This window comes from Amycolatopsis sp. NPDC023774, assembly GCF_040639695.1.
Lineage (GTDB): Bacteria > Actinomycetota > Actinomycetes > Mycobacteriales > Pseudonocardiaceae > Amycolatopsis.
On the sequence record NZ_JBFAAJ010000034.1, the window covers coordinates 1 to 25,226 of the forward strand.

Below are 25,226 nucleotides of genomic sequence, written 5' to 3' on the forward strand. Positions count from 1 at the left end.
ACTCGGCGACGCGGCCGTCGCGCGCCCGCAGATCTCCCTTGACCACAGCTTTACCGCAGCCGCGACTGCGGCCGGATTGATCAAGCCCGGCGAGAGCTTCGACGCCTATGCCGGCGACCGCAACTTCCTCTTCGCCGCCTTCCTCTTCGAAGACGTAGGAGTCACAGCCTTCAAAGGCGCGGCACCGTTCATCTCCAACAAGACTTACCTGGATGCAGCAGCAGGCCTGCTGGCGACCGAGGCCTACCACGCCGGGATCGTGCGGGCCACGCTCTTCGCTGAAGGGCTCGCGGATGACTCGGTGTTCGATGTCCTGCACAAGATCTCCGCGGTTCGCAACGCGGTCAGCGGCCCCGCCGATGACGATCAGGATCTCGGCAACAAGGACGAGGCCAACCTGGTTCCCACCGATGAGTACGGTCGCGCATTCGGCAGGAGTGCCGCGGAGATCCTCAACATCGTTTACCTTGACCCGCAAGGGGCCTCCTCCGGCGGCTTCTACCCGGATGGACTCAATGGAGACATCGTTCAAGGCGCGGCACCGACCGCCGGCTAGTTTCCGCCTCCGCCATTCACCGCAAGTGCAGGCCCATCGCCGTCCTCGGACGGCAGCATCGACTCGATGAGGTCGAGCAGCGCCCCGCGCTGCCGCTCGTTCAGCCGTGCGAAGTACTCGAGCAGGCGGGCCTGCGACACGGTCGGCCGCTCGGACCCCTTCGGGGCATGCCGCGCCGGATCGATGCCAGCCATCTTCAGCGCTTCGGCAGGATCCAGGCCGACAACCTGCGCCGCCGAGATCACAATCGAGGCGCGAGGGTTGATGGCCGCCTCAAGTCCTCCCCCGAGCTTGCGCACGCCGCTCTCGAGCTGCCCCCAGGTCGTGACGGAGAAGCCGGCCGCCGCCGACGCCTGACGCTGGCTCAGGCCAGCGGCCGTCCGCGCAGCCTCCAGCCGCTTGCCGAGCGGCCAGGGGCGCTTGCTCTCGTCTGCCACAGGAGCATGTTGGGGTATTCCCCTCTGGCGCGCTATCACCTCTTCCGCGACGAAACATTTGCCCGTGTTGAGGCGACTGTCCGATCGGCGCCTGTTCGACCACCGGAGCCGAGGACACGGCTGTGAACGGTCGTGGCGCGAGATTGGGCAAGGAACGTGACGATTCAAGGAGTTCGGTGTGGCCTCTGACGCGCTCGAAGGACCGGTCCCGGAGTCGAGCGGACGGGGCCAGGCGGTTCTCGACCTGCTGGACAAGGCCATCGGCGTGCAGGCACCGCTGGTTCGCAAGAACATCGCCCGGGCGCGCCAGCGCAACCCGGATGCGACACCGGCGGAGGTCGTCCGCACCTTAGCGCGGATGTACGTCAGCGCCTTGGCGGGAACGGGGGCTGCGGTCGGGGCCACCGCGGCCGCGCCCGGTGTCGGCACCGGGGTTGCGCTGGCGCTGTCGGCGGGCGAGTTGTTGTCCTCGTTCGAGTTGAGCACCCTGTTCGTGCTCTCGCTCGCCGAGGTCCACGGGGTCCATCTGCACGAGATCGAACGCCGCCGCACGCTGGTCATGGGGATCCTGCTCGGCGAGTCCGGCTCCAGAGCCATCGACAAGGTCGCCGGGCGCACTGGTCAGCACTGGGCTCGTCAGCTCGTCGGCAAAGTGCCCGTGGCCACGCTGCACCGCATCAACAGAGTCTTGGGCAAGAACTTCGTCACGAAGTACGGCACCAAGCAGGGGATCATCGTGCTCGGTCGGGTGGTCCCGTTTGGCGTCGGCGCGGTGATCGGTGGCGTTGCCAACGGCACCGTTTCCGCTTTTGCCGTCCGGGCCGCCCGACGTGCGTTCGGCCCGGCACCGCAGGCGTGGCCCGAGGCATCGCAGGCGTTCAGCCCGGCACCGCAGGCGTGGCCCGAGACACCGTGGTCCGCAGAGACGGTGCGAGCGATCGAGGAGGCCCAGCCGTGAAGCACTACCAAGTCACCGTGACCCGCAAGGGCAGATGGTGGATGGTGCACATCCCCGAGATCGACGGGCTCACCCAGACACGCCACATCCGCAAAGCACGTCGCGTGGCCCGCGAATCCATCGCCGTCGCCCTCGACCTCAACCCCGACGACATCACCGTCGACGTCCACTTCGAGCCGTAAGCGCACGCCGGCCCGCCGTCGAGTGGTTGGGGGGTGGGGACACGGATTCAATCAAGTCCCCGGCCCCGTTGCGGGGGACCATCACACACCCACCCCCCATGGCCGCGAGTCCCTCACGATCTCCGTCCGGCTGCCAGCGCCGCATCGTAGCCAGAGCCACCGACAACTTCGGCAGCCGGCGCGGCGGGTAACGGGGCGGGGGAACGTGGCGATCTTCCTCGCGGAACGAGGAGATCATGCGCAAAGTCCTTCTAGGCGGTCTTGTCCTGCTGTTGTCCGCCTGCTCCACCGGTGTGCCGCCGGACATGTCCAAGTACGTGCCGACAGAAGACGCCATGAAGCCAGTTGGGCTTGCCTGGGGGAGCGGCGAGCCGGTGCCGTACATGATGAGTGCGAACGCGCCGATGCAGCTGGACTGGGCCTGCGGCTGGTCTACCCGGATCAGCACGCGGTGCACGTTCGACGGCTGGGGGCGGCCGGCCAGCGCGAGCACGCCGGGCGAGGTCCGGACCTCTGCGGCCGCGAGGCTGAGCAGCGTCATCGACTCCGGCGTGAACGGTGTCGTCCTCGCTGAACCACCATTCGGTGTGTCGGCCGAGTGCGACGAGCGAGGGGTCTAGCGCGAATCGGATGTCGAGATGGACCTGGACGTACTGCTCTTCGCGAAGGGCAAGCTGACGCGTCGGGTCCAGGTGAAAGGCCGGCTCACCGGTGAAGTGGTAGACACCGAACTGGTAAAGCAGGCCGTCGGCATCTGGCTCGTTAGGGATGTCGAAACGAAGGGCCGCGAAGTCCAGGAACGCTGCCCAGGCCTGCTGCGCGCTCAGGTCGCTGACGGACCATCGCCGTGCGTTGATCTTGGCGAGCAACGCCTCGGCGGCGCTGTCGATGGGCAGAGGGTGCTCGGCTGTCACAGGAGCATTGTGGCGTCTAGTCACCCAGGTGGGGCGGAAATTCGTGACGACAAGGCCGACCGACCGCGCAGTCGCAGCGGCATACCTCTCGCGGTCTGGTCGCGGGGTTTCGGCCTCGGTCAGGACTCCCCAGCTACGCACGATGGGTCTTCTACCGGCGTCGCACTGTGCGCCGCCGGGTCTGTTGCCGGTCAGTACGACCACCCCACCCGAGCGTCCAGGTGTCCATCATGATCACGACCGTCGCACACAGCCGCGTCGATCATCGTGTGTTTCGTGCGGGTGGTGGACAACTCGCCGCGCTGGCCGCCTCTGCCCTGGCTCGTGATCGATCGCCATACGGTGTCGCCCGTTGCTTACCCGTTCGACTGCAGCGGGCGGGAGGCCCTGGTCGTAGGGTCGCCGCCCCTGCGTTCCGCCCGCCGTCGGCGGCGTGACCGGACGGGCAGCGACGGGAGGTCGGCCGCCTCCGGAAGCCTGCGCCAGACCCGGGAGCGCTCCGGCCGCCCGACGTGCGGCCGCGGCCTGGTGAACCCGCCCGCGCATCTGCTGCAACGCGGCGATCTCCGCGACCAGGCTCGCCAGCGCCAGCAGCAACGCGATCCCGGCGAACTTCTCCTTGCCCCGCCCGGACAGGGCACCGGCGGCCGCGATCCGCCGCGACGCCTGCCGCAGATCACGCGCCACCGGGCCGATCCGCGCGGGCAGAACACGGTGCGGTGTCCGCCCCGCACGGTCATACCGCTCAGAGATCTCCGCCAGCGGCCCCGGCTCCCGCCCTTCCCGGCCGCGAGCCAGCGCCGCGAACACCTCCCCGGCGGCGTGCGCGATCCCGTCCACATCCCCGCCGCCCTCGCGCACCTGCACAGCGGCGCGCCCGACGACAGCAGCGGCATGCTCAAGGGCGTCCTGGCGCTCGGCACGGGAGACGCGGCCGTCCTCGGTTCGCTCGATCGGCGCGGCCGCCGGCGTGCTCGCCCAGCGGGCCATCAGCTTCGGCCACGTCAGATCGGCCGCGAGCTTCGTGCCCGAGTAGGTCACCGGCGTGCCGTCGGCGGTGACGTCGCCCGGGAGCGACACCGCGTAGCCGCGGATCTCGCCGTCCACGCCCACCGTCGTCTTCGGGTTCAACCCCTCCCGACGCAGCTCGCGCAGGAACTCCTCGCCGCTGCTGACGCTGGCCGCGCACTGGGCGACCACCCGGCGCAGCTCTTCGCGCGCGGTCACGACCCAGCCCTTGCGTTCGGCCTTGCCCTTCTCACGGCGGGTCGGCGCCGGCAGCGCGGTCTTGTCCGCCCCGGCGGTGGCCACCAGCCCGAGCTCGCGCTCGATCTTGCGGCACTCCTCGCGCAGCTTCGGGTAATCCCGGTACGGATAGATCCGTTTACCAGTGTGTTCGGAGACCAGCGTCGCCATCAGGTGGATGTGGTCGTCTGCGTGGCGCACGGCAATCCAGCGGGCGCCGGCCTGGTGGATGCCGGTGGCCTTCATCAACCGCTCGGCGATCTGCTCCCACTGCTTGTCGCTCAGGGTGGGGTCGTCACGGTGCAGCCGGACCGGGCAGTGCCAGACGTAGCCCTGCCGCAGCACGACCGCGTTCTTCTGCTCGTCGTACTTGTAGTGCTTGACCCACGACGGCGCGCCCGCCGGCAGCGCGCCCCCGGCGCGCAGGCGCTGCGACCACTGCGGCGTGATGCGCGGCGGGTTGGTCAGCGGAAGCCCCGCCAACTCGGCCAACTCCTGCATCGCCTCGGTCAGCGGGCCGAGGTCCACATCGAACTCGCCGGGCTCGAGTACCTCTCCGTCCAACTCGACCGCGCTCAGAGTGGCCGGGTGGTGCAGCCACGGGGCGCTGTCCCAGGACGCGACCACGCGCGGGTTCACGTGCTCCTCGTGTTTGCCCGGTCCGAACAAGTACCTGATCAGGCCGGCGGGTCGGTAACCGTGCACGACCTTGGCGATCACGCCACCAGCCTCGCTCGAACCTTGGTGATCGTCTCATCGGCCGAGCGCACCACGTTCCGCACCAGACGCAAGACGGTCTCGGCCGCCACCGGGTTCTCGATCTCGCCCGTGGAGTTCGCCGCCTTCGCGACGTCGTTGAGATTGCCGCCGATGTTGGTCATCACCCGGCGGGCCTCGCGCAGCTCCTTGATCAGTTCGGACACCACGCCCGAGTCGAACCGCTCGCCACGATGCTGACGCACCGCGGCCTCATACCCGGCCCGCTGAACGTATGCCCCCGGCTTCAGCCCTTCCAGCGCGGCGACCATCACGATCACGGCCCACTCCTCGTCGGTGTACCTCATCAGCCCACGAGGAGAACGTACGTTTCCCCTTCATCGACTGCTCGCGATAGCCCCTCTGTAGTGAGAGCTCGTCCCCCATTGCCCCCGCCCCCTCGTGCATTCCCGGCCCCCCGGCCCGAGGCGTGCCCCTTTCAGGCTGCCCGCCAAGGGCCAGACTGCCAGGCCGCGCCGCGGCCTGGGGTCAAAGAGTTACTCCTTGACCTATCTTGCTCTGCGCGTGGCGTATTTCATCCGATGCGATTACAGGGTGGTTTGCACCTTCCAACGACCGTGTGTTGCTTGACCTGCGCACGCTGCGGATACGCGTTGTAGCGAACCACGCTGTGGCGCCGACGCGCCACAGATGCCGCGTCCTGAGCCGTCACCACTTCGAGTGGATGAGCTGCGGAGATGCGGCCGAACTCGCAATGGATGCGAGATTCTCGCATCTGTTGGGGCCTCGAAGAGGAGGGTTTTGGGTGGACCAGACGCGAGTTGCGGCGGGGTCGGCGCGGCTTCATGTGGTCGACGGCGTCGCGCTGTTGATGCCGGACCGGCAAGTGTTCGAAGCGATGCTCGACGGCTGGGCGAACCAACAGGCCGCGCGAAATCTCGGGTTCGTGACCATCCAGGGGCGGGCGAATGTCGTGAGTGCGTTCGCTGCTTTCACCAACGCCTTCCCGTGGCAGTGGAGCGCTCAGCTGGTCGACGAGTGGCTTGCTGACCTTCGCTCGGTGAAGCACCTACGGAAGTCGACGCTGCGGAACTACCAGACCGCCGTCCGGCTTTTCTGCGACTTCGTGACCGACCCGAACTACGGCTGGGCCACCGAATGTGAGCGACGGTTCGGCACACACCCTGTGCAGGTCGTACACGAAGCTACTCACGCTGGCCTGCACCGTGATCAACGTCCGCCGGCTCATAAAGATCGAGCTCTGCGACCAGGTCTAACGCATCCATTCACTCGTTTGGGACACGTCGGTAGCTCTGTGTCGTTGGGTGGGGGTGACTGGCGAGCTTCTGAGCGCGGAGCAGGTCCTCGGGTCGGCACGGGGCCCCGTCACCACGAGGGAGATCGATCTCCTGGAGGAGGCTGCAGCCGCGTTGCTGACGGCACCATCGACGGGGATGAACGAGCGCTCTCGTCGGGAAGTGATCAGCCATCGGTGGGGCCGCCTCTTCAGAGGCGTTCGATGCGGTCGGCCTGCGGGCCCCGGTCGCTCTGACGCACCGCGTACCGGACCCGGTCACCCTTCCGCAGCGGCTCCGACCCCACGATCACGGACACGTGGGCGAAGAGATCGTCGCCGCCTGCGTCCGGGGTGATGAAGCCGAAGCCGCGGTCGCCGTCGTAGCGCGCGACGACGCCCTCGCCGCCTCGTACGGGCACGTCCCGCACCGCCGGCCCTGCGGCCGCGGCAGGTGCCGACCGCTGCGGCGCCGTCTGGGGCTCGGCGCCCCGGACCAGGTGCACGTCGCGGGCCTGCGGGCCCTTGTCTCCACTAGCCACCTCGTAGGCGACGCGGTCGCCCTCCGCGAGCCACGTCAGCCCCTCGGCCAGGGCCCGGGCGTGAACGAAGACGTCCCCGGCGCCGGAGTCGGGGTTGATGAAGCCGAAGCCCTTGTCCTCGTCGTACCAGGCCACCGTGCCGTCGGCACCGTCCGCGATACCAGCCGCAGCGGGTGAGCCGGCCCCTGCTCCCAGCGGGATCACGTGCCCGGCCTGCGGGCCGCGCTCGCCTTCGACGATCAGGAAGGCCACCCGCTGCCCCTCGGTGACCACGCCGCCGGTCACGATGGCGGAACTGTGCACGAAGATGTCGGCGCCGCCGCCGTCCGGCGACGCGAAGCCGTACCCCTTGCCCGGCTCGTACCAGTTGACGGTGCCGAGCAGGCCCACGGCGCTGCCGGTGGCCGCATCGGCGGTGACGCGAACGCGCAGCGCCTGGGGCCCGCGGTCGTTCTCGCCGACCTCGAACACGACGGCCTGACCCTCGCGGAGCACTTTCGCGCCGCCGTCCCCGACGATCTCGGAGGCGTGCACGAACACGTCCGGCGAGCCGTCCTCGGGCGCGAGGAAGCCGAAACCCCGTTCGGCGTCGAACCAACGGACGGTCCCTTGCGGCATCAAAGGCTCCAGGTCGAGAGGGCGGGCAATGGCCCCCAGTCTCTCTGACAGACCTCCGGTCCGTCGGGCCGGGCCCACAGGCGGGCGGTGCGGAGCCAGGGGCGGGCCGTTGGTTCACCTAGCGACACGCCGAGTTTTGAGACCAGGTCCTAGCTCCGCAGCAACGGCCCCGGGCCGCGCAGCGGTCGTCTCCGCGGTACGTCGCGGCTAGGCAGGTGCACTGCCGCCCGTCGCCAGTGCTGAGCAGGTGCTATTCGCGGGATTCGGATATGGGAGCCTGCCAGTAGCGGATCGCCTATTGCAGCGGATGCGAACTCGGGGAGGTGTGCACCTTCCAAACCGGCACGAACGGCCGGCGGCTTGCGTCCAGCAGGAACCGGCTGTGCACCGAAGTCCTACGTGCCGGATTGTGCGACCACGGTGATGAAGGACGTGGTGGCGAAGAACGTGTCGGTGGTCAGGTGTTCAAGCCACGTCTGGGCGTCCTGTGCGGTGAGGTAGCCGGCGGCGACGGCGCGTTCGGTGTTGCGGCGTAGCCCGAGGATCGCCTCGGCCGTTTCGAAGTCGGTGAACACGGCTGCGGCGTTGAGTACGGTGCGCAGGGTGAAGCCCGCATGGTTCGCCAGGCGCGGCAGTTGGCGTCCGATGGCGGGATTGCGGTTGACACGTTCGGCGATGTAACGGGTGAATGCGCGGCTGATCTTTAGGTCGGGGTGGTCGATCGCGAGGGTGTCCCAGTCGGGCTCGGCGAGGGCGAGCAGGCCGCTAGGGCGCAGGACACGATGGAGCTCAGCCAGCACGGCCGCTGGGTGGGCGACGTGCATGAGTACGCGGTCGGTGCGGGCGCGGTCGATGCTGAGCGTCTACCGCGGCGGCGAGGGCGGCAAGGTCGGTGCCGGGGCCGCACCCGACGTCGAGGACCCGGTGACCGGGCTCGATCTCGAGTGCAGCCAGCAGGTCGCGCTTGTAGGAGCGGGCGGCGTCGGTCGCGGCGACGCGGTCGAGATACCGCGTCGGTGCGGAGCCGGTGACTGCAGTGTCGGTCATGTGCACGATCGCAGCACGGTGCTGTGAAGATGTGGTGGAGGAGCTGAGCCGGTTGTGTGCAGGTGCACGCCGTGACCGGGCTTCCACAGGCCTTGCCCTGCATGCCTGGCCGGCATCTGACGGCCGATCCTGCCACCTGCTGAGCGCCAGTCGCCGTCCGACGTTGCCTCGTGACGGCCGGGCCGAGCCTGCCAGCGGACTGCTTGCTCCGCCTGCACACAGCACCTCTTGCATTCGGCATGCGCGCCGGTTCTGTCGTTGACGAAACTGGTGTCGTGAACGGCGAGTTCGAGGACGGGCGGCTGGTCAGTGTCGAGTGCGGCAACTGCGGTCGCGAGGTGCCTCACGCAGAGGGTTGACGTATGGCTGATTCCATTCGACTCATCGAGGGCCGGCTCCTGCCCGCGGGGGCCGACGTGGAGCGGATCGTGCGGTCCGGGGACGAGCGGGAGCTGTTCGCTGTGCGCGAGACCTACCGCCATCGGCGGCGGTGGCAGCAGATGGCGGATCAGGCTGTCGACGAGGACGATCGAAGACTGTGGGAGCCGGTCTTGGCGGCCACGGCGGAGGTCACGCCGCTGCAGGAGCTGGCGGCGGCGCACCGGCTGGCCCGGATACTGACCAGTAGCCGCTGGTACGTGATGCGTGATGCCCGCGAGGCCGGGGCCAGCTGGCCGGAGATCGGTGTGGCTCTGGAGATGAGCAAGCAGGCCGCTCAGGAGTGGTACCAGCGCAAGATCGCCGACCAGGAGTAGCACGTGCCGGACTTTCAGGATGCGGCCCGGGCCCAGGCCGTGCTGGACGAGGAAGGCTGAGGGGCATGGTCGATTACGACGACAAGATCCTGCTCGATGCGGTGTGGCTGCCTCCGGCGCGCTGCGAGGAGAGACCAGGACGGGTGGTAAGGAAGGGCCCGTCACCCGAGCTCGGCTAGTCACCCATGGCGCGAGCGGCGTCGGCTCGATGCTGCGCCAGGTTCCGCAGCCGGGCGAGCACGAAGTTTTTGCCGGTGCCGTCCCAGGCCGCGTGCGGGTCCCCCTCGGTAGCCCATGGCACGTGCTCGACCAGGGTGAGGTCGGCGTCGGCGATGGGGAACGAGATCTGCCCCTCTCCCGGGTCGGCGTCGGGGTCGGTGAGGTACAGCACCGTTTTGTAGCCGGGCAGCCCTGTGGGGTCGGTTTTCAACCGCGGGTTCAGGACCGGGTCGGCCGCGAGCGCCGCGAGTAGGTGCATCCGATCGACGTAGACGGAGCGGAGCTGGGCCTCCAGCTCGGCCACCCGGCCACGCAGCCGCTCCAGCTCTCCGCCGGCGGCGCCGCCGACGTCGGCAGGTCGGACGCTCGCACGCTGCTCGTCGTGGAAGCTCATGGTGCAGCCCTTTCACGGGGATGAGGTAGCGACCGCCGGGCGGGCCTTCATGACCTGGTGGTGAAGGGTTTCGCTCTCACCACGGTGAGCCGGTGTCGGTACCGGCCGAGTTCGTATGCCGAGTCCGCGCGGGCCTCGACCACGACGCCGGGTTCGACCGGCCAGTAGGTGAAGTCCTCGTTGCCGGGCAGGCCGGCCACGACCCCCGAGGCTCGCACGGGGCCACCGGGCGCGAGCCGGAGCCGCCCCGCGAGCGACGCGAGCGCCGGGCGCGACAGCGTCGTGGAGAGCCCGACCGCCCGCACTCGCCCGCGCCGGTCGGCCTGGCCAAGCACCAGCGCTGTCGGTCGGGTCGGGGAGCCGGTCACGCCGAGGACCAGGGCGTCGACGTCGTCGACGTGGCGCACCTTCACCCAGCCCGCGCGTCCACCGCGCAGCGGATACCGGCTGCCCAGCGGCTTCGCGAGGGCTCCTTCGACGCCGACGGCGGCCTGCTCGGCGCTGATCCACCCCCGCGCCTGCTCGACGTCGAGCGTCGAGCGCATCAGCTGTATGCCGGCGGTCCCCGCGCCGATCACCGCTTCCAGTCGTTCCCGCCGGCTCGCGTACGGCAATGGCCGGAGGTCGCGACGGCGGGCGCCGAGCAGGTCGAACGCCACGAACACCACCGTGATGCCCTCGGTGCGTCGCCGTGCCGGGCCGTAGCCGAGCGCCGCGAAGTCCAGCCGCCCTTGCGGCCGGTATGCGACGAGCTCGCCGTCGAGCACCACCTCACCGAGAGCGGCCGCCGATTCGAAGATCCCGGGGAACCGGTCGGTCAAGTCGCTGGCGGTGCGGGACTGGACCGCCCCGGCGGGTACGTGGATCAGGCATCTCCAACCGTCGAGCTTGGGTTCGTACCCGTGGCCGGCCTCGGGCAGCACGGCGGCCGGCTCGGCGACAGCGAGCCGCAGCGGCAGGTCCGGCACGGTCACGTGTCCATGGTGAGCCTCGCTGACCAGCAGCGCAGCCACAAACCCCAGCGTTAGAAGACTCGCACGCTTGTTCGAGATCAGCGCCCGCAGGGCGAGTTCGGCCGCCGGGACCTCCTGGTGCGCCCGGCGCTGCGCTACGAGCTGAACCGTGATGGGCCGCTGACCATCCACCCGCCGAGGCACTGCCCGCGGCGGCGCGTCACCAGTGGATCTTGGAAGTGGGGCAACTGGCGCGCTGGCCGTCTAGCGCGCACGTCGTGTGGTTCGGCAACGCCGCCCCTCGCCCGCACTGCCGTGACCAGCGAGAACGCGCAGGTCCGCAGGCCGTGACCGGTAAGAAGTTAGCGCGCGACGGTGACACTAATCTCTCGCCAGTTTTCTTTTAGGCATGACTTTTCCCCGACGGTCACTGATCCGCCGGGGAAAAGTTTATTTGACACGGCCCCTTTCTTTGGCTAAATTAATTACCGATGCGAGAGCGGCTAAGGAACTTCCACGGGGACCCAAGCCAACACTTGCAGACACGGACAAGGTCAGAGCGGCCAGTTGTTGAAGCACTGTAGAAGTCTTGCTACAGCGCCGATAAGCTGGATCGCAACCTTGGTCCAACGGTAGTAGATACGGTGGTTGAGCATAGTTTCCTCCACTAATTCCAGTATTAAAAAGCAGGACTATAGAAGCCCCCGACTCCGGTTGTACGGAGCCAGGGGCTTCTCGTCATCCTGATGGAGAAATCGTAGCCCACTCACCCTGAGGGCGCCAGGGTTTCACGCGGGAAGTTCACCATTCCCTCGCGATCGGAAAGCAATTTTGGAATTGAATTCCCGGCACTTTCTCGATTAGCAAATGCTGCGTTTTCGCAGGTGGCGGCTCCGCCGGTCGACACCGCTGGGTTCCCGTGGCGCTTCGGCGGTGGTGTTTACGCAGGTCAGATCGGGTATCGCTCGGCCGCTGCCGCCCGGGACCCGGCGGGAGGGTGGTTCGTTGGTGTTTGCGCTGGTCAGGTGGTGAGCCGCAGCCGGAGGAGTATGGCCTCGCGCTGCCATCGCTGGGTTCGCAGCCCAGCCATGCATCCGACGAGGCTGTGCGCGTACTCGACGGCTCTTGCACGCGACGTAGTGGGGCCGGTGCACTGCGTTGCCCCTGCAAGCACAACGCCGTCCGCGGTGAGGTGCCGAAGGGGGCTGCTGCACGCCGGGTGTCCCAAGCCCGGCGGGCAGCAGCGGCTCACAGTTACGCGACTCAGGGGTGGTGGGGCTCAGCCGATGCCGGTGACCTGCAGGGCGGTGGTCCAGTTGTTCTTGATTGCGGAGCGGGCGGCGGAGAGGGTCACGGTGCCGGCGCAGACGGCGTTCTTGAGCTTGGTTTCGGTGCCGTCTTTGGTGTGCGCGGTCTGGGTGCCGGAGTAGGGCTCGGGCCACAGGTTGCCGGGGTCGCGGGGGGAGCCGCCGAGCTCGAGGGGGACGAGGTGGTCTTCCTCGTAGTCGGCGAGGTTGGTGTCGCTGTAGCCGTAATCGGCGATGCCCTGGACCTTGAGCGGGTTGGTGTAGGACGTGGGCGGGCGGACGGTGTCGGTCCAGCCGGACACGCAGATGGTGCTGTGGATGTTGGACTGGGTGACAGCCGAGTAGTAGACACCCGGCGTGCAGCTCGAATCGGGCAGCGGCAGGCGGACGGTGGAACAGGTCGCGGCCAGGGCGACACCACCGGTGATGACGACACCGCCCCCGGCGAGGGCGACAGCAGCGAAGATCGCGGTGACCGACCGCACGACGACACGCATGGGAACCTCCGGAAACCATCCCCGGACCGGGTCGCCGAGGGCTGTGAACATCGCACCCCACCGGGCGCGACCAGGAAAAGAACCACCGGTGTGAACGCCGTGTGTCGGCGTCGGCTCACGAATACGAACTTTCCCGACGTCAACAGCCGGATGGCCTACAACCGCCGGGGTGAACTACCCAGCACGATCCATAGCGGGCACGCCCGTGCCCACCCGGCTGGTGACCTCACCTGAAGTCCCGAGAGGTCGTCGCCAGCGATTTCAGGTCCAGCGGCGTGACCTTGTCGGCCACGATCGAGACGGTGCCTTGCCCGACTTGAGCGATGCCGCGCACGAGCAGCGCTGGGCTGGACAGCCATATTTGGCGGTGCCGGCGCCACATCCCGATCGACACGATCACGTTGCACATGCCGGTTTCGTCCTCGAGGTTGAGGAAGGTGATCCCGCCGGCGGTGGCGGGGCGTTGTTTGTGGGTGACCGCGCCGCCGACCTTGATCCGGGTGCCATCGGCGACGTCGAGGAGCCGGCCGGCGGGGATGGCGCCGAGCTGGTCGAGGTGGTCGCGCAGGAATTCGATGGGGTGGCGGTCGGGGGTGATGCCGGTGGCCCACAGGTCCGCCGACGCGAGCTCGAAGGTGGTCATGCCGGGCAGGGCGGGGGCGTCGTGGCCGATGGCCAGGCCCGGGATGTGCTCGGCGCGGGTCGCGGCCGCGGCGCCGGCGGCCCAGAGCGCGGCGCGGCGGTCGGGCCCGAGGCCGGTGAACACGCCGGCGGTGGCGAGGGCTTCGACGACGGGCCGATCGAGCTGCACCCGCTCGGTCAGCTGCCCGATCGACGTGTACGGGCCGGCGGTGTCGCGTTCGGCGACGATCCGTTCGGCGACGTCTTGGCCCACCGAGCGGATACCGGCCAGGCCGAGCCGGAGCGCGACCCCGCCTGCGGAGTCCGGGTCGGGTTCGAGGGTGGCGTGCGGCAGCGACAGGTTCAGGTCCGGCTCGCGGGTCCTCACGCCGTGGCGGCGGGCGTCGGCGACCAGCGACTGGGGTGAGTAGAAACCCATCGGTTGGGCGCGCAGCAGGCCGGCGCAGAACGCGGCCGGGTAGTAGCGCTTGAACCACGCGGAGGCGTAGACCAGCAGCGCGAAGCTCATAGAGTGGGCTTCGGGAAAACCGTAGCCGGAGAAGGCGTGGATCTGCTCGAAGACCCGTTTGGCGAGGTCATCGGACAGGCCATTGGCTTTGGCGCCGGCGAAGAACCGGCCGGCCAGGCGCCGCATCTTTGTGCTGGAGCGTTTCGAGCCCATTGCGCGGCGCAGCTGGTCGGCTTCGGTGGGGGTGAAGGAGGCGACGTCGCGGGCCATCTGCATCACCTGCTCCTGAAACAACGGCACCCCCAACGTGCGCTCGAGCGCGGGCGCGAGCAGCTCGTGCTCGTGTTCCCACGTTTCTTCGCCGCGGCGGCGGCGGATGTAGGGGTGCACGGAGCCGCCCTGGATCGGGCCGGGCCGGATCAGCGCGACCTCGACGACCAGGTCGTAGAACTTCCGCGGCCGCAGACGCGGCAGCGTGGCGAGCTGGGCGCGGGATTCGACCTGGAACACGCCGATCGCGTCGGCCTCGCACAACATGTCGTACACGGCGGGGTCGGCGAGGTCGAGGTCGTGCAGGCCGATGCGGCGGTCGTGGTGCTCGGCGAGCAGGTCGATCGTGTAGTGCAGCGCCGAGAGCATGCCGAGGCCGAGCAGGTCGAACTTCGTCAGCCCGATCGCGGCGCAGTCGTCCTTGTCCCACTGCAACACCGACCGGTCTTTGGCCGTGGCCCACTCGACCGGCACGATCTCGCTGACCGGGGTGTGGGCGATGACCATGCCCCCGGAGTGCACACCCAGGTGCCGCGGCGAATCCTCCAGCCAGCCCGCGAACTCGATGAGGTCGTCAGGCAGCCCGGCCTCAGCAGCCGCGGGGTCGGACACGCTGGCCCAGCGATCGACCTTCTTCCCGAACGCGTCCTGCTGCCCGGGGGAGTAGCCCAGCGCTTTGGCCGCGTCGCGCACGGCGGAGCGGGCGCGGTAGGCGATCACGTTCGCGACCTGCGCGGCGTGGAAACGCCCATGGGTGGCGTAGACGTACTGGATGACCTCCTCGCGGCGGTCGGACTCGATGTCCACGTCGATGTCCGGCGGCCCATCCCGCTCGGCCGACAGGAACCGTTCGAAGAGCAGGTTCCACTTGACCGGGTCGGCGTGGCAGATCTGCAAGGCGAAACACACCGCGGAGTTCGCGGCTGAGCCGCGGCCCTGGGCGAGGATGTTGGAATCGCGGCAGAACCGCACGATGTCCCACACCACCAGGAAGTAGCCCGGGAACCCGAGCCGCTCGATGACATCGAGCTCCCGCTCCAGCTGCGCGTAGGCCTTCGGGTTCTCGTCCCGGGTGCCGTAACGCATCCGCGCGCCCTCCATGGCCAGGTGACGCAGGTACTCGTCCTCGCCGGCGAAGCCTTCCGGCACGGGGAACGGCGGCAGCTTCGGCGCGACCAGGGCGAGGTCGAACGCGAGCTCCACGCCGAGCAGCGCCGCGCGCTGCACCGCGCCCGGGTACCGGGCGAACCGTTGGCGTTGTTCGGCGCCGTCGCGCAGGAACGCCATCCCGTCGGCCGGCAACCAGCCCTCCAGCTCGTCGATCGAGCGGTTGGCCCGCACCGCCGCCACCGCGGCGGCATGGCGGGCCTGCTCGGGCCGGGCGTAGTGCACGTTGTTCGACGCCACGGTCGGCAGCCGCAGGTCCGTAGCCATGTCGGCGAGCAGGTCGTTGTGGACCGCGTCCAGCGGCTGGCCGTGATCGATCAGCTCGACCGCCACGTTCTCGCGTCCGAACCAGTGGGTCAGCCGGCGTAGCGCGGTGGCCGCCGCGGCCGGGCCGTCGCCCACGAGGGCCTGGCGCACGGTGCCCTTGCGGCAGCCGGTCAGCACCAGCACGTGCCCGCGCAGCTCCTCCACGACCTGGTCGAGGTCGTAGACCGGCCGGCCTTTCCGGCCGCCCTGGGCCAGCTGGGCATGCGAGATCACCCGGCACAGCCGCCGATAGCCCTCCACCCCGCGCGCCAGGGCCAGCAGGTGGGAGCCCTCCGGATCCGGCACGCCGCCCTGCGGCGCCGACAACCCGAGCGACAGTTCCGCGCCGTGGCCGGTGCGGATGCCGAGCTCGCGGCCGGCCTCGGCGAAGCGGACCGCGCCGTACATGCCGTCGTGGTCGGCCAGCAGGAGGGCGTCCAGTCCGAGCCGAGCCGCCTCTTCGACGAGCTGTTCGGGGTGGCTGGCGCCGTCGAGGAAGCTGAAGTTGGAGTGACAGTGCAGCTCCGCGTAGGGCACCCGCCCGCCCTCGGCCTCGACATCCGCCCGCGGCCGCAACCCCGCGGGCGGCTGGTAGCCCTCCCGCTTGTGCGACCGCGGCGCCTCCTCGGCACCCGGCGGCGCGGTCGGCGCGCCACGGCCGGAGGCGATCCGCTCCAGCTCCGACCACGGCATGGGCGGGTTGTTGAACGCCACGACGAACTCCCACAACAACGTCTTCGCCGTGGGAAGGCCGGCAACCAGCAACTATCGAACCTATGTTCGCATACTCTGCCTGACGTGCGCTGATCGCAACATGCCCATCGCCACACTGCTCTGAACGGGTGATGGACGCGGTGGGCATCGTCGGCACGCGGGCATGCTGCGAACGCCACACCGCGGGAGGGCATGTCGAGCACCGGCAGCTGACGCGGCCCGGCCTACGGTCAGCGCAACCAAGGGTGGACGAGAGCAGGGGTATGACCGTGGCCGAAGAAGTGCAGCCGACGAAGAAGTGCTTCCAGTGCCGGAAAGCCGAACCAGGCCCCGGCGGCGTGCTGTGCGCCGGCTGCCTGCACGACATCGCCACCGCTGGCCTACGACGTGGCTCTCGCCAACGCCAAGAAGCTGTCCAGCCAGTACCGCTGACTCAGCTCCTCAGGGGATCTCAACTCGGGTAGCACCGACCGCCCGGCGTGCCGGATTGACCGGCCGCCGGGCGTTGTCATTCATCGCCTTGTTCAGACCTCTGACCTGCACATAGTCTCCTCGACTCGCCTTCGCGGCTCTCACCTATGTCCGGACGGCACAAGGCCGAGACCGGAAAGGACGGCCCGAGCCGGAAGGAAGTGGTGGAGATGATGTTGTTGACAGTGGCGGTGCTGCTCGTGGTGATCATGCTGGTGCTCGCGACCCACGTCGCGACGAGGGCCAGGCGGTACGCGGCATGGGAAAAGATGGTCACCGGTCTGCCACCAGGTAGTCGACTGACCGGCCTTGAGCGCGACGGCCGCACGATGGTCGAGATCGGTTACGCCAGCCGCCCTCAGGGCAAGAACGCGCGGGTGAGCCGTGGTCGGCGATGACACCGCGGACAGCGACAGATCCCCGACGCCGCTTCCCGAATCGATCGGGATCTCCGACGCCGAGATCGAGGCGATCCTCGACGCAGACCACGATGCTCGACAAGGTCTCGCCCGCGCGGAGGCGGACGGTTTCGCCGCCTTCTACCGCGAGGACATCAAGGCTTTGGTGGGTTTCGTGATCAAGCTCGGCGCGACGTTGCCGCAGGCTGAGGATGTCGCCCAGCGCACGATGACCACACTCTACGAGCGCTGGGCGACCGTCCGGCATCCCAAGGCCTGGACCAGGAAAGTGGCCTTCACCGCGTTCCTGCGTTCCGTCCCCGCCTCGCAAGAGCAGCTCACCGATGTGTTCGAGGGCGAGGACGAACCCGCGTCGCCGCTGCTGTCGCCGGAGGCACGATCGGAGCTGCGGGAGGAGATACAGGAGATCACCGCGCTGCTCGATGCGCTCCCTGCGCAGCAGCGAATGGTGATGGCTTACCGGATGGAGGAGGCCTACGACGACGCGGAGATCGCCAAGGCGCTCGGCACGACCCCCAAGGCGGTACGGGCTTCCGTGCGACGAGCGAGGGCCGCGCTGACGAAACAGGTCCGACAACTGCGGCACGGGGGTGCGCAATGAGTAAGGCCACGATCAACGACGACGAGCTGGACGCCATCCTCAGCAAGGCGAACCAGCGGCTGTACCGCGCGCTCGACCGCACGGTGGACGTCGAGGCCGGCCTCCGCGCAGTGGTTGCACCACGAAACCAGGCCGAGGTGCGATCCGAGACCGTCACGAAACAGGTGCCCCCGCAGCACACCGCTCCGCATCCGGCGCTGAGGCCATCGGCCGGGGCTCTCACGCGGGCAGGGTGGGCGATCATCGGTGTCTCCGCGCTGGTGGTCGCGACCTTCTGTGGCGCCCTCGCGGAGCTGAACAATCCGGCGGCCGAAACGAGTAGCGCCACCGCCTCCGGTCAGCACCCCTCGATAGTCACCCCCGGATCCGGGGGCGCGTCGCCGACCGCGCAGCCGGTCCCCGGCAGCCAGAAGTCGCTCACCAAGGCCGAGTGGAAAGGCGCCGTGATCACTCGGACACCGATGCAGCTGTCCGATGAGCCCTATCCCGACGGGTTCACCATCGCGGTCGGCTGCCCCGCCAGCAGCATCACGACCACCTTCGAAGCGAAGTACAACCAGCTGGAGCTCACCGTCGGCGTCCCGCGCACCGGCGCAGACGCACTGCACTACGAGATCGACTTGGACAACGGCGTGCACCTCGACGGAGAACTCACGCCTGGCGCGGGAGCGCTGCACCTCAATGTGCCGGCGAACGGTGCGCAGCAGATCTCGATCAGCGCGCGAGCGATCTCGGCGACGTCCGGCGCGTGCGCGGGCACGGTGCTAGGCGTCGGCGACGCGACCTTGTTCGCGCGCTGATCGCACCGACCCGAGAAACCTCTATATAGGGCGGCTGCAGGGGGAGGAAATGCAAAATCCAGCGCACGGGCGCGGCCGGAGCCTCGACAAGGCCGGCTGGGTCGCGCTCGCGCGCGCGGCGATGGAGAACACGTTCGAAGAACGCCTGGTCATGCCACACGCAGAGATGGAGGCCAGGCTCTGGGAGCACGGCTGGGTTCCGCCGGCCGACGTCCGGCCGCTCCGGTTCTTCCCTCACATCCTGACCGAGGCTCAGCAGGAAATGGAACGCGAGAACCGGATCTCGCGCACGGTCCACACGACGAAAGGCGAAACCTCCGTCGACCTGCTGGTCACCGCCAACACGCGGCTGCGGAAGACCGCGATCGCCGCAGCCTCACGTCGCAAAGGCATGCTCTACGGCCGCTACGACCGGTGGAGCTCAACCTTCGGCGACGCCGGCGAAGCTGTCCTCTCTCACTCGCTCACCATGGCGATGGGGCGCGGGGACGGCTTCACCCCGGTCAACAGCGACGGCAAGTTCGGGGAACTCATCCGCATCGCAGGCCTGAGGTTCCCCGGGGCGGTGGACAACGCAGCCTGGCTGACCGTCTTCGATCCGGCCACCCGGATCCCACTGCCGCACCACCTCGTGCTGATCGAAATGAAAAACCGGCGACTCACCCTCTACCCACGGCACCCGGAGGTGTACCAGCTCCTGCACAAGGCCGCCCTGGCGTCGGAACACCTGCCCGACGTCCCGATCGTCCCCACGCTCATCTGCCGGCGCGGGCACCCGTGGCTGTTCTGGATGGCCAAGGACCTCGGATTTCGTGTCCAGGAGACCCGCCGCCAGTTCTTCACCTTGCCGGACAAGACCGAGAAGCGTTACCTGGCCGAGGTGCAAGACGAGCTCGCGCTCGACCTCACCCCCATCAACGGCGACATGCCGAACATCATCGAGTTCTTCAAGGGCGTGCTGCCCAAGCAAGCCGCCGCGGCCGCCGCGCGGTGGAAGATCATGGCCCCCACCGTCTTGGACTACGCCGCTCAGCTGCGCAAGAACACGCTCGACGACCCAACACGGACCCAGCTCGTCGCCGAGCTCCACATCGAGGTCGACGCCATCCTCACCACGCACCGCCTCGGCGAACCCGCGACCTGGGCACTGCCGCCCATCGAGACGGTCGAAGACCCGACGTACATCTAGGCCCAGGGCCACATACCGTCGCCGACGATCGCCCGCGGTCGTTCGCAGGGAGAGCTACGCGCGACGTCTCGAGCTCAATGAGCAGGTCGGGCAGCGGCTGCTCGTCGACGTCGGTGACTCCGGGCTGGGTGATCAGCAGCCACGTCGCGCGCACGGCCTGGCCCCAGGCCACCGTGGTGTTCTTGATCTGTTCCCACCCGACGTCGGTCGTGGCGAAGTCCTCGCTGTGCAGCACGGGGCCGTCGGTGGTGGTTTCCTTGATCACGATTCCGTCGGCGCCGAACTTGGTGACCATCTCGTTGTCCCAGGTGAACTCGAGCAGTGCCTGCCGGTAGGTGGCTTCGGCCTTCTCGCGTTTCACGCCGTAGCGCTGCATGATCCGCGGGATCTCGATAGCCGGGTCGCTGGGCGACCAGAAGGTGATCCACACACCGGCCTGCCCGGCCAGGACGCCGTCGAGCGGCCCCCACGAGGCGGCCACGATCATCACCACGTCGTCGCCGGTGTCGGCCGGCCGCACACCCGGGCCCCGCGGCAACGGATCGGGCCGGTAGGCGCCGATGGGCTCGGCGAACACGACGAAGCCGGACGCGGCGGGCACGTCCTCGGGATGCAGGGTATGCACCGGCAGCGTCTCGGCTGCGGCCAAGGCCAGGCGGGTCATGTCGGCGGTGACGAAGTACAGCTCGGCTGCGGCCAGCCGCGCCCGTTCCTGCTCGAGCAGCCGTGCGGCTTCGGCGCCCAGGTCGCTGCTGAGGGCGGGCATCGCGCCGCGCTCGGTGGCCAGGTTGTAGACCAGCGCCGAGGTCTGGAATGGGTTGCGCAGCGAATCGATCAGCGCTTCCCGCTTCGCCGGCAGCGCGCTCGGCTCCGGCGGATCCCACCGGCCCGGCGCGGGAAACTCCACTGTAGGAGCCACAGCGTGCCGCGGAGCCGGATTGGTGTGGACGTTGCCACCAACGGAGCAACCTCCGCACGCACCGTGGCCGGGAGAGCCCCCGGATGCGCGGTGCGTCGCTGCCGCGGACCCACGGCCAGCTGCGCGACGATCAAGGAATGAGCATGGAGGAGCCCGACATCACCGACCCCGTCGACGTGGCCCGGCTGGCGTTCAGCGCCGACGACGGCGTGATCCAGGGCGATCTGACCTGGCAGTCCTACGTGGACACCGACGACGACGGCGCGATCATCGTCGACGTCTACCCCGACCGCATTCCCATGGCAGAGAGCGACACTCCCACCTTCCGCTACCGCGTCGAATACGTCGGCCCCGCCCCGACGCCGTAGGCGTTCGAGGCTTGCGCTGATCGAATGAAGCTGGCCGCGTGACCGGCGCGGTTCATGATCCACGCACGTGAGGCTCTGGCACGGTGGTTCGGTGACGATGGGGGAATTCGCCGAGCGGGACGCACTGCGGCGCACGCTGCAGACGCTGCGCCAGCAGCGGGAAACCGACGAGCGGGAAGCGGCCCAGCTGGATCGGCTGCAGGCCGAGATCGCCCGCACCCGCCGCGATCGGGACGCGGAGATGTCGGCGGAGATCGACCAGGCACGCCGGGAGATCGAGCGCACGTGCGTCGACGCCGAAGACCTCATGGTGGCCGCGTCGCGGCTGCTGGTGCGGGTCCAGATCGCCGGGCTGGGGGAGGGCGATCCTGTGCTGCACGCGGCCCAGCGCGTGTTCTATGAGGACGTCCGCGCGGCGATGGAGGCCTTCGCGAATGCGGTGAACAGCGAGGACGAGGACGTGCTGTCGTGACCCGGGGAAAGAAGGCCCGCTCGCGGCAAGCCCAGGCACAACGATCGCTGGCCGAGGAACTCGAGCAGCTGCGCAGCGAGGTCGAGCAGGAGACCGTGCGCGCGGCCGAGGCGCGGGCCGGAGCCGAGCGTGCCGCGCGGGCCCGCCGGCAACTGGCCGAGGAGCGGCGCATCACCGAACGCCGCCTCGCTGCCTACGTCGCTGAGGCCACCCGGCGCGCCGGGGGCGCGATCCGCACCCGCGAGCAGCTGAAAGCCGCGCTGCGCAAGGTCCGCGCGGTCGATCACGACCTCACCGGCGGTTCCGCCAGCCCCGACGCGTTGGAGCAGCTGCGCCAGGCCGGCGTGCAGGTGGCGCTGCCCGCAGTGCACGCCTCGGCCAGCGCCGAGTTCAAGCAGGCCTGGTACCGCAAGCAGGCCGGCGCCTCCCTGCAGCCGACCCGCGAGGTGTCCCTCGCCGGCTGGCTGCCGCCTGGCGCCGAGGACGACATCGGCGCCTACGCCCGCTACGCCACCTCCACACCGCTCGACACCCACCCCGAAGCGTGCTGGACGTGGGCGATCCCGCCGTGGATGCGGATCCCCGCCGACACCACCGACGCCCCCGCTCTGCGCGCCCAGCTCGGAGCCACCACCACCGGCGCCCCGAGCCTGCCCGCCATCGACTATCCCGGACCCGAGCTGCGACGCGACGCGGTGTTCGCCGCCCCCTGGCGGCAGCCGCCCCTGGTCCCGCATCCGGCCGACGCGCTGGACCTCCTGTACTGGTATCGGCGCAGCACCTGGCCCCAGGGCTGGCATCCCGACCGCCGGCCGGTGCCGATGTGGCTGCCCGGCGAACACTCCAGCGCCTTCCCCGCCGCACGGGCGCTGCTCGACGAGGTCGAGCTCCGGCTGCCGTTCCCGACCGTGTTCGCCGTGCTATCCACGCCGTGGCGCATCGAGCCCAGTTACGAGAACAAGCACCCCATGCTCGACGGGCACCCGCTGTTCACCTACGCCCGCGGCCGCCTCGGCACGGACCTGGCCCCTCCCGAGCTGGGCGACGTGCTCACCCGGCTGCAGGCCACCGGTCTGGCCGAACGCGACGATCTACCCTCGCCGCTGGAGTTCCTCGACGGCTACGGCGGCTACGTCGAAGGCATCCTGCTCACCGCCGACGACCACGGCGTCCCCGGCGACGACATCGCCTGGTGCGTGGCGATCTACCACCCGACGGGCCTGCCCCTCGCGCGCGTCGCCATCCCCGCCTCGCGGACCCGGGCACAGTGGCGCCGGCCGCTGGACAACCTGATCGCCGGCATCGCGCTGAGCTGCTGGCACGAAGCCCAGGACCTGCCCGCACGCCTGTCCGACCACCCGGCGCCGGGGATCGGCGCCCCGCTCGCCGACACCGGCGAGCTGCACGTGCTCGACATCGACGCCACCTCACCCCGCCGCACCCCCGACCCGGCCGAGACCACCGGACCGGGAGTGCGGCCCCACCTGCGCCGTGGACACTGGCGCGACCAGCCCGTCGGCACCGGCCGGCGCCAACGACGCTGGACATGGGTTCGCTCCACCACGGTGCACGGCTCCCTCACCGGCGGCGGCCAGGTCTACGTCCTGCGCGACCGCAGCCCCGTGATGAACCAAAGGCGCTAACGACTTGACCGTGATGCTGAAGCCCAGCGATGAACCGCTCGGCCTCGCGCGTGAAACGAATCTCCCGGCGTCGACGACGTTCACGCTTATGAATCCGGAATTCTGGGGCATCAGCGCTCTCGCCTGGCAGGCGTTGAGCACCGTGGTCGCGGGCGGCGCGTTCCTCGTCGCGCTCGTGGTGGGCTACTTCCAACTGCGCTCGGCCCGCAAGACTCGGATCGAGCAGAGTAGGCCGTACGTGGTCGTAGACCTGGCCCCCGGCCTCGCCGCGGCAAAGCTGGCAGATCTCGTGATCACCAACATCGGCACCACCCCCGCCTACGACCTCACAATCACGTTCGACCCACCGCCCGAGCGCGCACGCGAAGACGCACCGCAGTTCAAGCTCAAAGACGTGCGGATGTTCAACGAGCCGACGCCGATGGTCGCGCCCGGCCGCGAGTTCCGGATGTTCTTCGACAGCGCTCCCGAGCGGTACGAAAGCACGTTGCCGATGTCGTTCGCCGTCACCACGCGATACCGCGACAGCCAGCGACGCTGGTACGACGAGACCGTTCAGCTCGACTTCGACGTTCGACGCGGCGCGATGTTCACCGACGTCAAAACCATCCACGACGGAGTGAAGATCCTCGAAAAGATCGCCAAGAACCTCCAGCACTGAAGCGCCACTATGGCCGGAGATGCTGTGTCATCGAGCGAGGTGCGGCCGAGCTTTTCCTGATCCAGTCGGGCGAATGGTTCGTCAGTGAAGTCGTCCCGGAGGGGGATCAAGTGGGTTCCTCGTCAGCCGCGGCGCGCGGATCGTGTGTCCAGCGGCCGGTCGCCGACCGCAGCGCCACGCGGACTTCGTCGCGATCTGCGGCGCCGGCGGCGACGTCGCGCTGAGCCTTGAACAGATCTCTGGTGTCGATCAGGACGCCGCCTTCGGCGACGAGGTTCTCCAGGTCTTCATCGCTAGGTATCGGCACCGGCCGCGTCACCGGGTCGTTCTGACGGAACGCGTTCACGACGTGCCAGAGCGCGTCGGGATCGCGGCGGGTTTCTTTGACGTAGTGGGCTTTCCATCGCAGAAGTTTGCCCAGGTCGTTGACCTTCGCCCCGGCGGTGTAACCCTTGACTTCGACAAGGGCTTCCCACCCGGGATGAGCGTGCGGATCACGCACCCGCAGATCTTCGAGGCGCTGACCGGGTGAGTTGACCTGGTCCATGTCCTCGACGGTGAAGCCCAGGTCCTCAAGCGCGGTCTGGACCGCGTGAGCGAGCTCGTCGCCGTCGGCGGTGAGGAGACGGGCTGAGCCGACGGCCGCGGCGGCGTCTGCCTGGCCGACCCCCTCGCGAGCGACCGCCAACTCGGTGTCTAGGTCCCGCAGCAGTTTTTCGCGTTGGGTCTCCAGACTTGCCACCGTGGCCCGAGCGCGCTGCTGCTCGATCGTCGCCCACTCCGGTTGCTCCCACCAGTCCGGCTGCCCCGGAACTGCTTCGGGGTCGAGCTCGTGGAACTCCTTCAACGCGGCCGCCACCCACAACTCCGGCGCCGGACAGTTCTTGGGCAGAACCCAGCACCGCCCGCCTTTGTAGCGGGTGAACGCACCTGCCAGCACGCTGCCATCGCTTGCGAGCAAAAAGGGAGTGCACCACTGGCCGGCCGGCAGCTTCCCGCCCACATTGCCGAGCTGCCTCTGGACGAAGCTGAGCCTGGGTTTGGCCGTCAGTGCGCTGAAGTAGGGCACGAGGTACCGATGGACGAGCTCCCCGAGCCGGCCTTTCACCGATTCCGGCACGGTGAGCGTGTTGGCCAAGGTTGTCTCAGTGCCGAAAGTGACATTCGGGTTGAGGTCCTCTCCGCCGTCAGCCCAGCCGAGTTCTTCGGGTCCGAATGCCACGACGTGCAGTCGGCCATCGCGGTGCACCGCGCTGCTAGTGATCAAGACGTCGTACTCGGGCTCGTGCACCTGCTCGCCGTACACGACCCGGCGCGGCTTCGGGAACAAACGCTCCACCTCAGCCGCGGTGTCGTCGGGCAGGTCTTGCAGCAGGGCACGGGGGCGTGCCTCGTCGTTGTAGATCCGGCTGGTGCTCATTGACTGCTTTCGGTGGCTCGAATACGGCTGAGTGGCGACAGGAAGAACGTCGATCAGGTAGTCCCCGCGCGTTACGCGAGG

The 25,226-nt window shown here is 68.9% G+C and carries 25 protein-coding genes and 1 pseudogene; 13 read left to right on the forward strand and 13 right to left on the reverse strand.

What is annotated here, in order from left to right:
• Window positions 1-556, forward strand: a 556-nt coding sequence (locus AB0F91_RS39560) for a ferritin-like domain-containing protein (RefSeq protein ID WP_360606330.1), incomplete at its 5' end; no start/stop codon positions are given.
• Here AB0F91_RS39560 and AB0F91_RS39565 read toward each other — a convergent pair.
• Window positions 553-993, reverse strand: a complete 441-nt coding sequence (locus AB0F91_RS39565) for a helix-turn-helix transcriptional regulator (RefSeq protein WP_360606332.1) — start codon at window positions 991-993, stop codon at window positions 553-555. The genes AB0F91_RS39560 and AB0F91_RS39565 overlap by 4 nt on opposite strands.
• A 265-nt stretch (window positions 994-1,258) precedes the next feature.
• On the opposite strand from AB0F91_RS39565, the gene AB0F91_RS39570 reads away from it, so the two are divergent.
• Together AB0F91_RS39570 and AB0F91_RS39575 are read left to right on the forward strand one after the other, a co-directional pair.
• Window positions 1,259-1,951 carry a hypothetical protein gene (locus AB0F91_RS39570; protein WP_360606334.1) on the forward strand — a complete coding sequence of 231 codons (693 nt, stop codon included), beginning with the start codon at window positions 1,259-1,261 and terminating at the stop codon, window positions 1,949-1,951.
• A complete protein-coding gene (locus tag AB0F91_RS39575) occupies window positions 1,948-2,133 on the forward strand; it encodes a hypothetical protein (protein ID WP_360606336.1) in 186 nt (61 codons plus the stop codon). Before AB0F91_RS39570 ends, AB0F91_RS39575 begins: the two co-directional genes overlap by 4 nt.
• Window positions 2,134-2,384: 251 nt before the next feature.
• On the opposite strand, the gene AB0F91_RS39580 is transcribed toward AB0F91_RS39575, so the two are convergent.
• The 6 genes and pseudogenes from AB0F91_RS39580 to AB0F91_RS39605 all read right to left on the reverse strand — a co-directional run bounded on the left by AB0F91_RS39580 (window position 2,385) and on the right by AB0F91_RS39605 (window position 8,287).
• Window positions 2,385-3,047 carry a hypothetical protein gene (locus AB0F91_RS39580; RefSeq protein WP_360606338.1) on the reverse strand — a complete coding sequence of 221 codons (663 nt, stop codon included), beginning with the start codon at window positions 3,045-3,047 and terminating at the stop codon, window positions 2,385-2,387.
• A 234-nt stretch (window positions 3,048-3,281) separates the two neighbouring features.
• Window positions 3,282-5,012 carry a relaxase/mobilization nuclease domain-containing protein gene (locus AB0F91_RS39585; RefSeq protein ID WP_360606340.1) on the reverse strand — a complete coding sequence of 577 codons (1,731 nt, stop codon included), beginning with the start codon at window positions 5,010-5,012 and terminating at the stop codon, window positions 3,282-3,284.
• Window positions 5,009-5,329 carry a hypothetical protein gene (locus AB0F91_RS39590; RefSeq protein WP_360606342.1) on the reverse strand — a complete coding sequence of 107 codons (321 nt, stop codon included), beginning with the start codon at window positions 5,327-5,329 and terminating at the stop codon, window positions 5,009-5,011. Before AB0F91_RS39590 ends, AB0F91_RS39585 begins: the two co-directional genes overlap by 4 nt.
• A 1,186-nt stretch (window positions 5,330-6,515) precedes the next feature.
• Entirely contained in the window at window positions 6,516-7,235 is a 720-nt protein-coding gene (locus AB0F91_RS39595; protein WP_360606495.1) for a cold shock domain-containing protein, read from the reverse strand.
• A 30-nt stretch (window positions 7,236-7,265) separates the two neighbouring features.
• Window positions 7,266-7,463 (reverse strand): annotated as a pseudogene (locus AB0F91_RS39600) (cold shock domain-containing protein); the annotation flags it as partial.
• 395 nt (window positions 7,464-7,858) lie between these two features.
• Window positions 7,859-8,287 (reverse strand): hypothetical protein, encoded by a 429-nt coding sequence (locus tag AB0F91_RS39605; protein WP_360606344.1) that lies wholly within the window; start codon window positions 8,285-8,287, stop codon window positions 7,859-7,861.
• Between AB0F91_RS39605 and AB0F91_RS39610 the strand changes: the two genes are divergently transcribed.
• Together AB0F91_RS39610 and AB0F91_RS39615 are read left to right on the forward strand one after the other, a co-directional pair.
• The gene (locus tag AB0F91_RS39610; RefSeq protein ID WP_360606346.1) at window positions 8,286-8,537 is read left to right on the forward strand and encodes a hypothetical protein; all 252 of its coding nucleotides are present in this window, start codon (window positions 8,286-8,288) and stop codon (window positions 8,535-8,537) included. The genes AB0F91_RS39605 and AB0F91_RS39610 overlap by 2 nt on opposite strands.
• A gap of 335 nt (window positions 8,538-8,872) precedes the next feature.
• Complete coding sequence (locus AB0F91_RS39615) at window positions 8,873-9,265, forward strand: hypothetical protein (RefSeq protein WP_360606348.1); 393 nt, start codon at window positions 8,873-8,875, stop codon at window positions 9,263-9,265.
• A 175-nt stretch (window positions 9,266-9,440) separates the two neighbouring features.
• On the opposite strand, the gene AB0F91_RS39620 is transcribed toward AB0F91_RS39615, so the two are convergent.
• The 4 genes from AB0F91_RS39620 to AB0F91_RS39635 all read right to left on the reverse strand — a co-directional run bounded on the left by AB0F91_RS39620 (window position 9,441) and on the right by AB0F91_RS39635 (window position 16,182).
• Entirely contained in the window at window positions 9,441-9,878 is a 438-nt protein-coding gene (locus AB0F91_RS39620) for a hypothetical protein (RefSeq protein ID WP_360606350.1), read from the reverse strand.
• A gap of 47 nt (window positions 9,879-9,925) precedes the next feature.
• On the reverse strand, window positions 9,926-10,852 hold the full coding sequence (locus tag AB0F91_RS39625) for a hypothetical protein (RefSeq protein ID WP_360606352.1): 927 nt from the start codon (window positions 10,850-10,852) through the stop codon (window positions 9,926-9,928).
• Between the two features lie 1,258 nt (window positions 10,853-12,110).
• A complete protein-coding gene (locus AB0F91_RS39630) occupies window positions 12,111-12,635 on the reverse strand; it encodes a hypothetical protein (RefSeq protein WP_360606354.1) in 525 nt (174 codons plus the stop codon).
• Between the two features lie 226 nt (window positions 12,636-12,861).
• Entirely contained in the window at window positions 12,862-16,182 is a 3,321-nt protein-coding gene (locus tag AB0F91_RS39635; RefSeq protein WP_360606497.1) for an error-prone DNA polymerase, read from the reverse strand.
• Window positions 16,183-16,760: 578 nt separating this feature from the next.
• Between AB0F91_RS39635 and AB0F91_RS39640 the strand changes: the two genes are divergently transcribed.
• From AB0F91_RS39640 to AB0F91_RS39655, 4 genes are read left to right on the forward strand one after another with little or no spacing between them, the layout of a single operon-like run.
• Window positions 16,761-17,051, forward strand: a complete 291-nt coding sequence (locus AB0F91_RS39640) for a hypothetical protein (RefSeq protein WP_360606356.1) — start codon at window positions 16,761-16,763, stop codon at window positions 17,049-17,051.
• Window positions 17,038-17,673 carry a sigma-70 family RNA polymerase sigma factor gene (locus tag AB0F91_RS39645; RefSeq protein WP_360606358.1) on the forward strand — a complete coding sequence of 212 codons (636 nt, stop codon included), beginning with the start codon at window positions 17,038-17,040 and terminating at the stop codon, window positions 17,671-17,673. Before AB0F91_RS39640 ends, AB0F91_RS39645 begins: the two co-directional genes overlap by 14 nt.
• Entirely contained in the window at window positions 17,670-18,473 is an 804-nt protein-coding gene (locus AB0F91_RS39650) for a hypothetical protein (RefSeq protein WP_360606360.1), read from the forward strand. The genes AB0F91_RS39645 and AB0F91_RS39650 overlap by 4 nt, the downstream gene beginning before the upstream one ends.
• Before the next feature lie 49 nt (window positions 18,474-18,522).
• Window positions 18,523-19,662 carry a hypothetical protein gene (locus AB0F91_RS39655; RefSeq protein WP_360606362.1) on the forward strand — a complete coding sequence of 380 codons (1,140 nt, stop codon included), beginning with the start codon at window positions 18,523-18,525 and terminating at the stop codon, window positions 19,660-19,662.
• Here AB0F91_RS39655 and AB0F91_RS39660 read toward each other — a convergent pair.
• Window positions 19,583-20,569, reverse strand: a complete 987-nt coding sequence (locus tag AB0F91_RS39660; RefSeq protein ID WP_360606364.1) for a hypothetical protein — start codon at window positions 20,567-20,569, stop codon at window positions 19,583-19,585. The genes AB0F91_RS39655 and AB0F91_RS39660 overlap by 80 nt on opposite strands.
• Before the next feature lie 155 nt (window positions 20,570-20,724).
• On the opposite strand from AB0F91_RS39660, the gene AB0F91_RS39665 reads away from it, so the two are divergent.
• From AB0F91_RS39665 to AB0F91_RS39680, 4 genes are all read left to right on the forward strand, one after another.
• The gene (locus tag AB0F91_RS39665) at window positions 20,725-20,949 is read left to right on the forward strand and encodes a hypothetical protein (RefSeq protein WP_360606366.1); all 225 of its coding nucleotides are present in this window, start codon (window positions 20,725-20,727) and stop codon (window positions 20,947-20,949) included.
• 91 nt (window positions 20,950-21,040) lie between these two features.
• The gene (locus AB0F91_RS39670) at window positions 21,041-21,421 is read left to right on the forward strand and encodes a hypothetical protein (protein ID WP_360606368.1); all 381 of its coding nucleotides are present in this window, start codon (window positions 21,041-21,043) and stop codon (window positions 21,419-21,421) included.
• On the forward strand, window positions 21,418-23,064 hold the full coding sequence (locus AB0F91_RS39675; protein WP_360606370.1) for a hypothetical protein: 1,647 nt from the start codon (window positions 21,418-21,420) through the stop codon (window positions 23,062-23,064). The genes AB0F91_RS39670 and AB0F91_RS39675 overlap by 4 nt, the downstream gene beginning before the upstream one ends.
• Before the next feature lie 88 nt (window positions 23,065-23,152).
• Window positions 23,153-23,725 (forward strand): hypothetical protein, encoded by a 573-nt coding sequence (locus AB0F91_RS39680; protein WP_360606372.1) that lies wholly within the window; start codon window positions 23,153-23,155, stop codon window positions 23,723-23,725.
• Window positions 23,726-23,831: 106 nt separating this feature from the next.
• On the opposite strand, the gene AB0F91_RS39685 is transcribed toward AB0F91_RS39680, so the two are convergent.
• Window positions 23,832-25,145 (reverse strand): hypothetical protein, encoded by a 1,314-nt coding sequence (locus AB0F91_RS39685; protein ID WP_360606374.1) that lies wholly within the window; start codon window positions 25,143-25,145, stop codon window positions 23,832-23,834.
• Window positions 25,146-25,226 lie beyond the last annotated feature (81 nt).

What these genes read in the sequence shown, in the direction of transcription:
- AB0F91_RS39685 (WP_360606374.1), bottom strand. Translation starts at nt 25,145, where the DNA reads ATGAGCACCAGCCGGATCTACAACGACGAGGCACGCCCCCGTGCCCTG.
- AB0F91_RS39680 (WP_360606372.1), top strand. Translation starts at nt 23,153, where the DNA reads ATGAATCCGGAATTCTGGGGCATCAGCGCTCTCGCCTGGCAGGCGTTG.
- AB0F91_RS39610 (WP_360606346.1), top strand. Translation starts at nt 8,286, where the DNA reads ATGAGTACGCGGTCGGTGCGGGCGCGGTCGATGCTGAGCGTCTACCGC.
- AB0F91_RS39665 (WP_360606366.1), top strand. Translation starts at nt 20,725, where the DNA reads ATGGAGGAGCCCGACATCACCGACCCCGTCGACGTGGCCCGGCTGGCG.
- AB0F91_RS39605 (WP_360606344.1), bottom strand. Translation starts at nt 8,287, where the DNA reads ATGCACGTCGCCCACCCAGCGGCCGTGCTGGCTGAGCTCCATCGTGTC.
- AB0F91_RS39620 (WP_360606350.1), bottom strand. Translation starts at nt 9,878, where the DNA reads ATGAGCTTCCACGACGAGCAGCGTGCGAGCGTCCGACCTGCCGACGTC.
- AB0F91_RS39650 (WP_360606360.1), top strand. Translation starts at nt 17,670, where the DNA reads ATGAGTAAGGCCACGATCAACGACGACGAGCTGGACGCCATCCTCAGC.
- AB0F91_RS39655 (WP_360606362.1), top strand. Translation starts at nt 18,523, where the DNA reads ATGCAAAATCCAGCGCACGGGCGCGGCCGGAGCCTCGACAAGGCCGGC.
- AB0F91_RS39615 (WP_360606348.1), top strand. Translation starts at nt 8,873, where the DNA reads ATGGCTGATTCCATTCGACTCATCGAGGGCCGGCTCCTGCCCGCGGGG.
- AB0F91_RS39630 (WP_360606354.1), bottom strand. Translation starts at nt 12,635, where the DNA reads ATGCGTGTCGTCGTGCGGTCGGTCACCGCGATCTTCGCTGCTGTCGCC.
- AB0F91_RS39640 (WP_360606356.1), top strand. Translation starts at nt 16,761, where the DNA reads ATGTCCGGACGGCACAAGGCCGAGACCGGAAAGGACGGCCCGAGCCGG.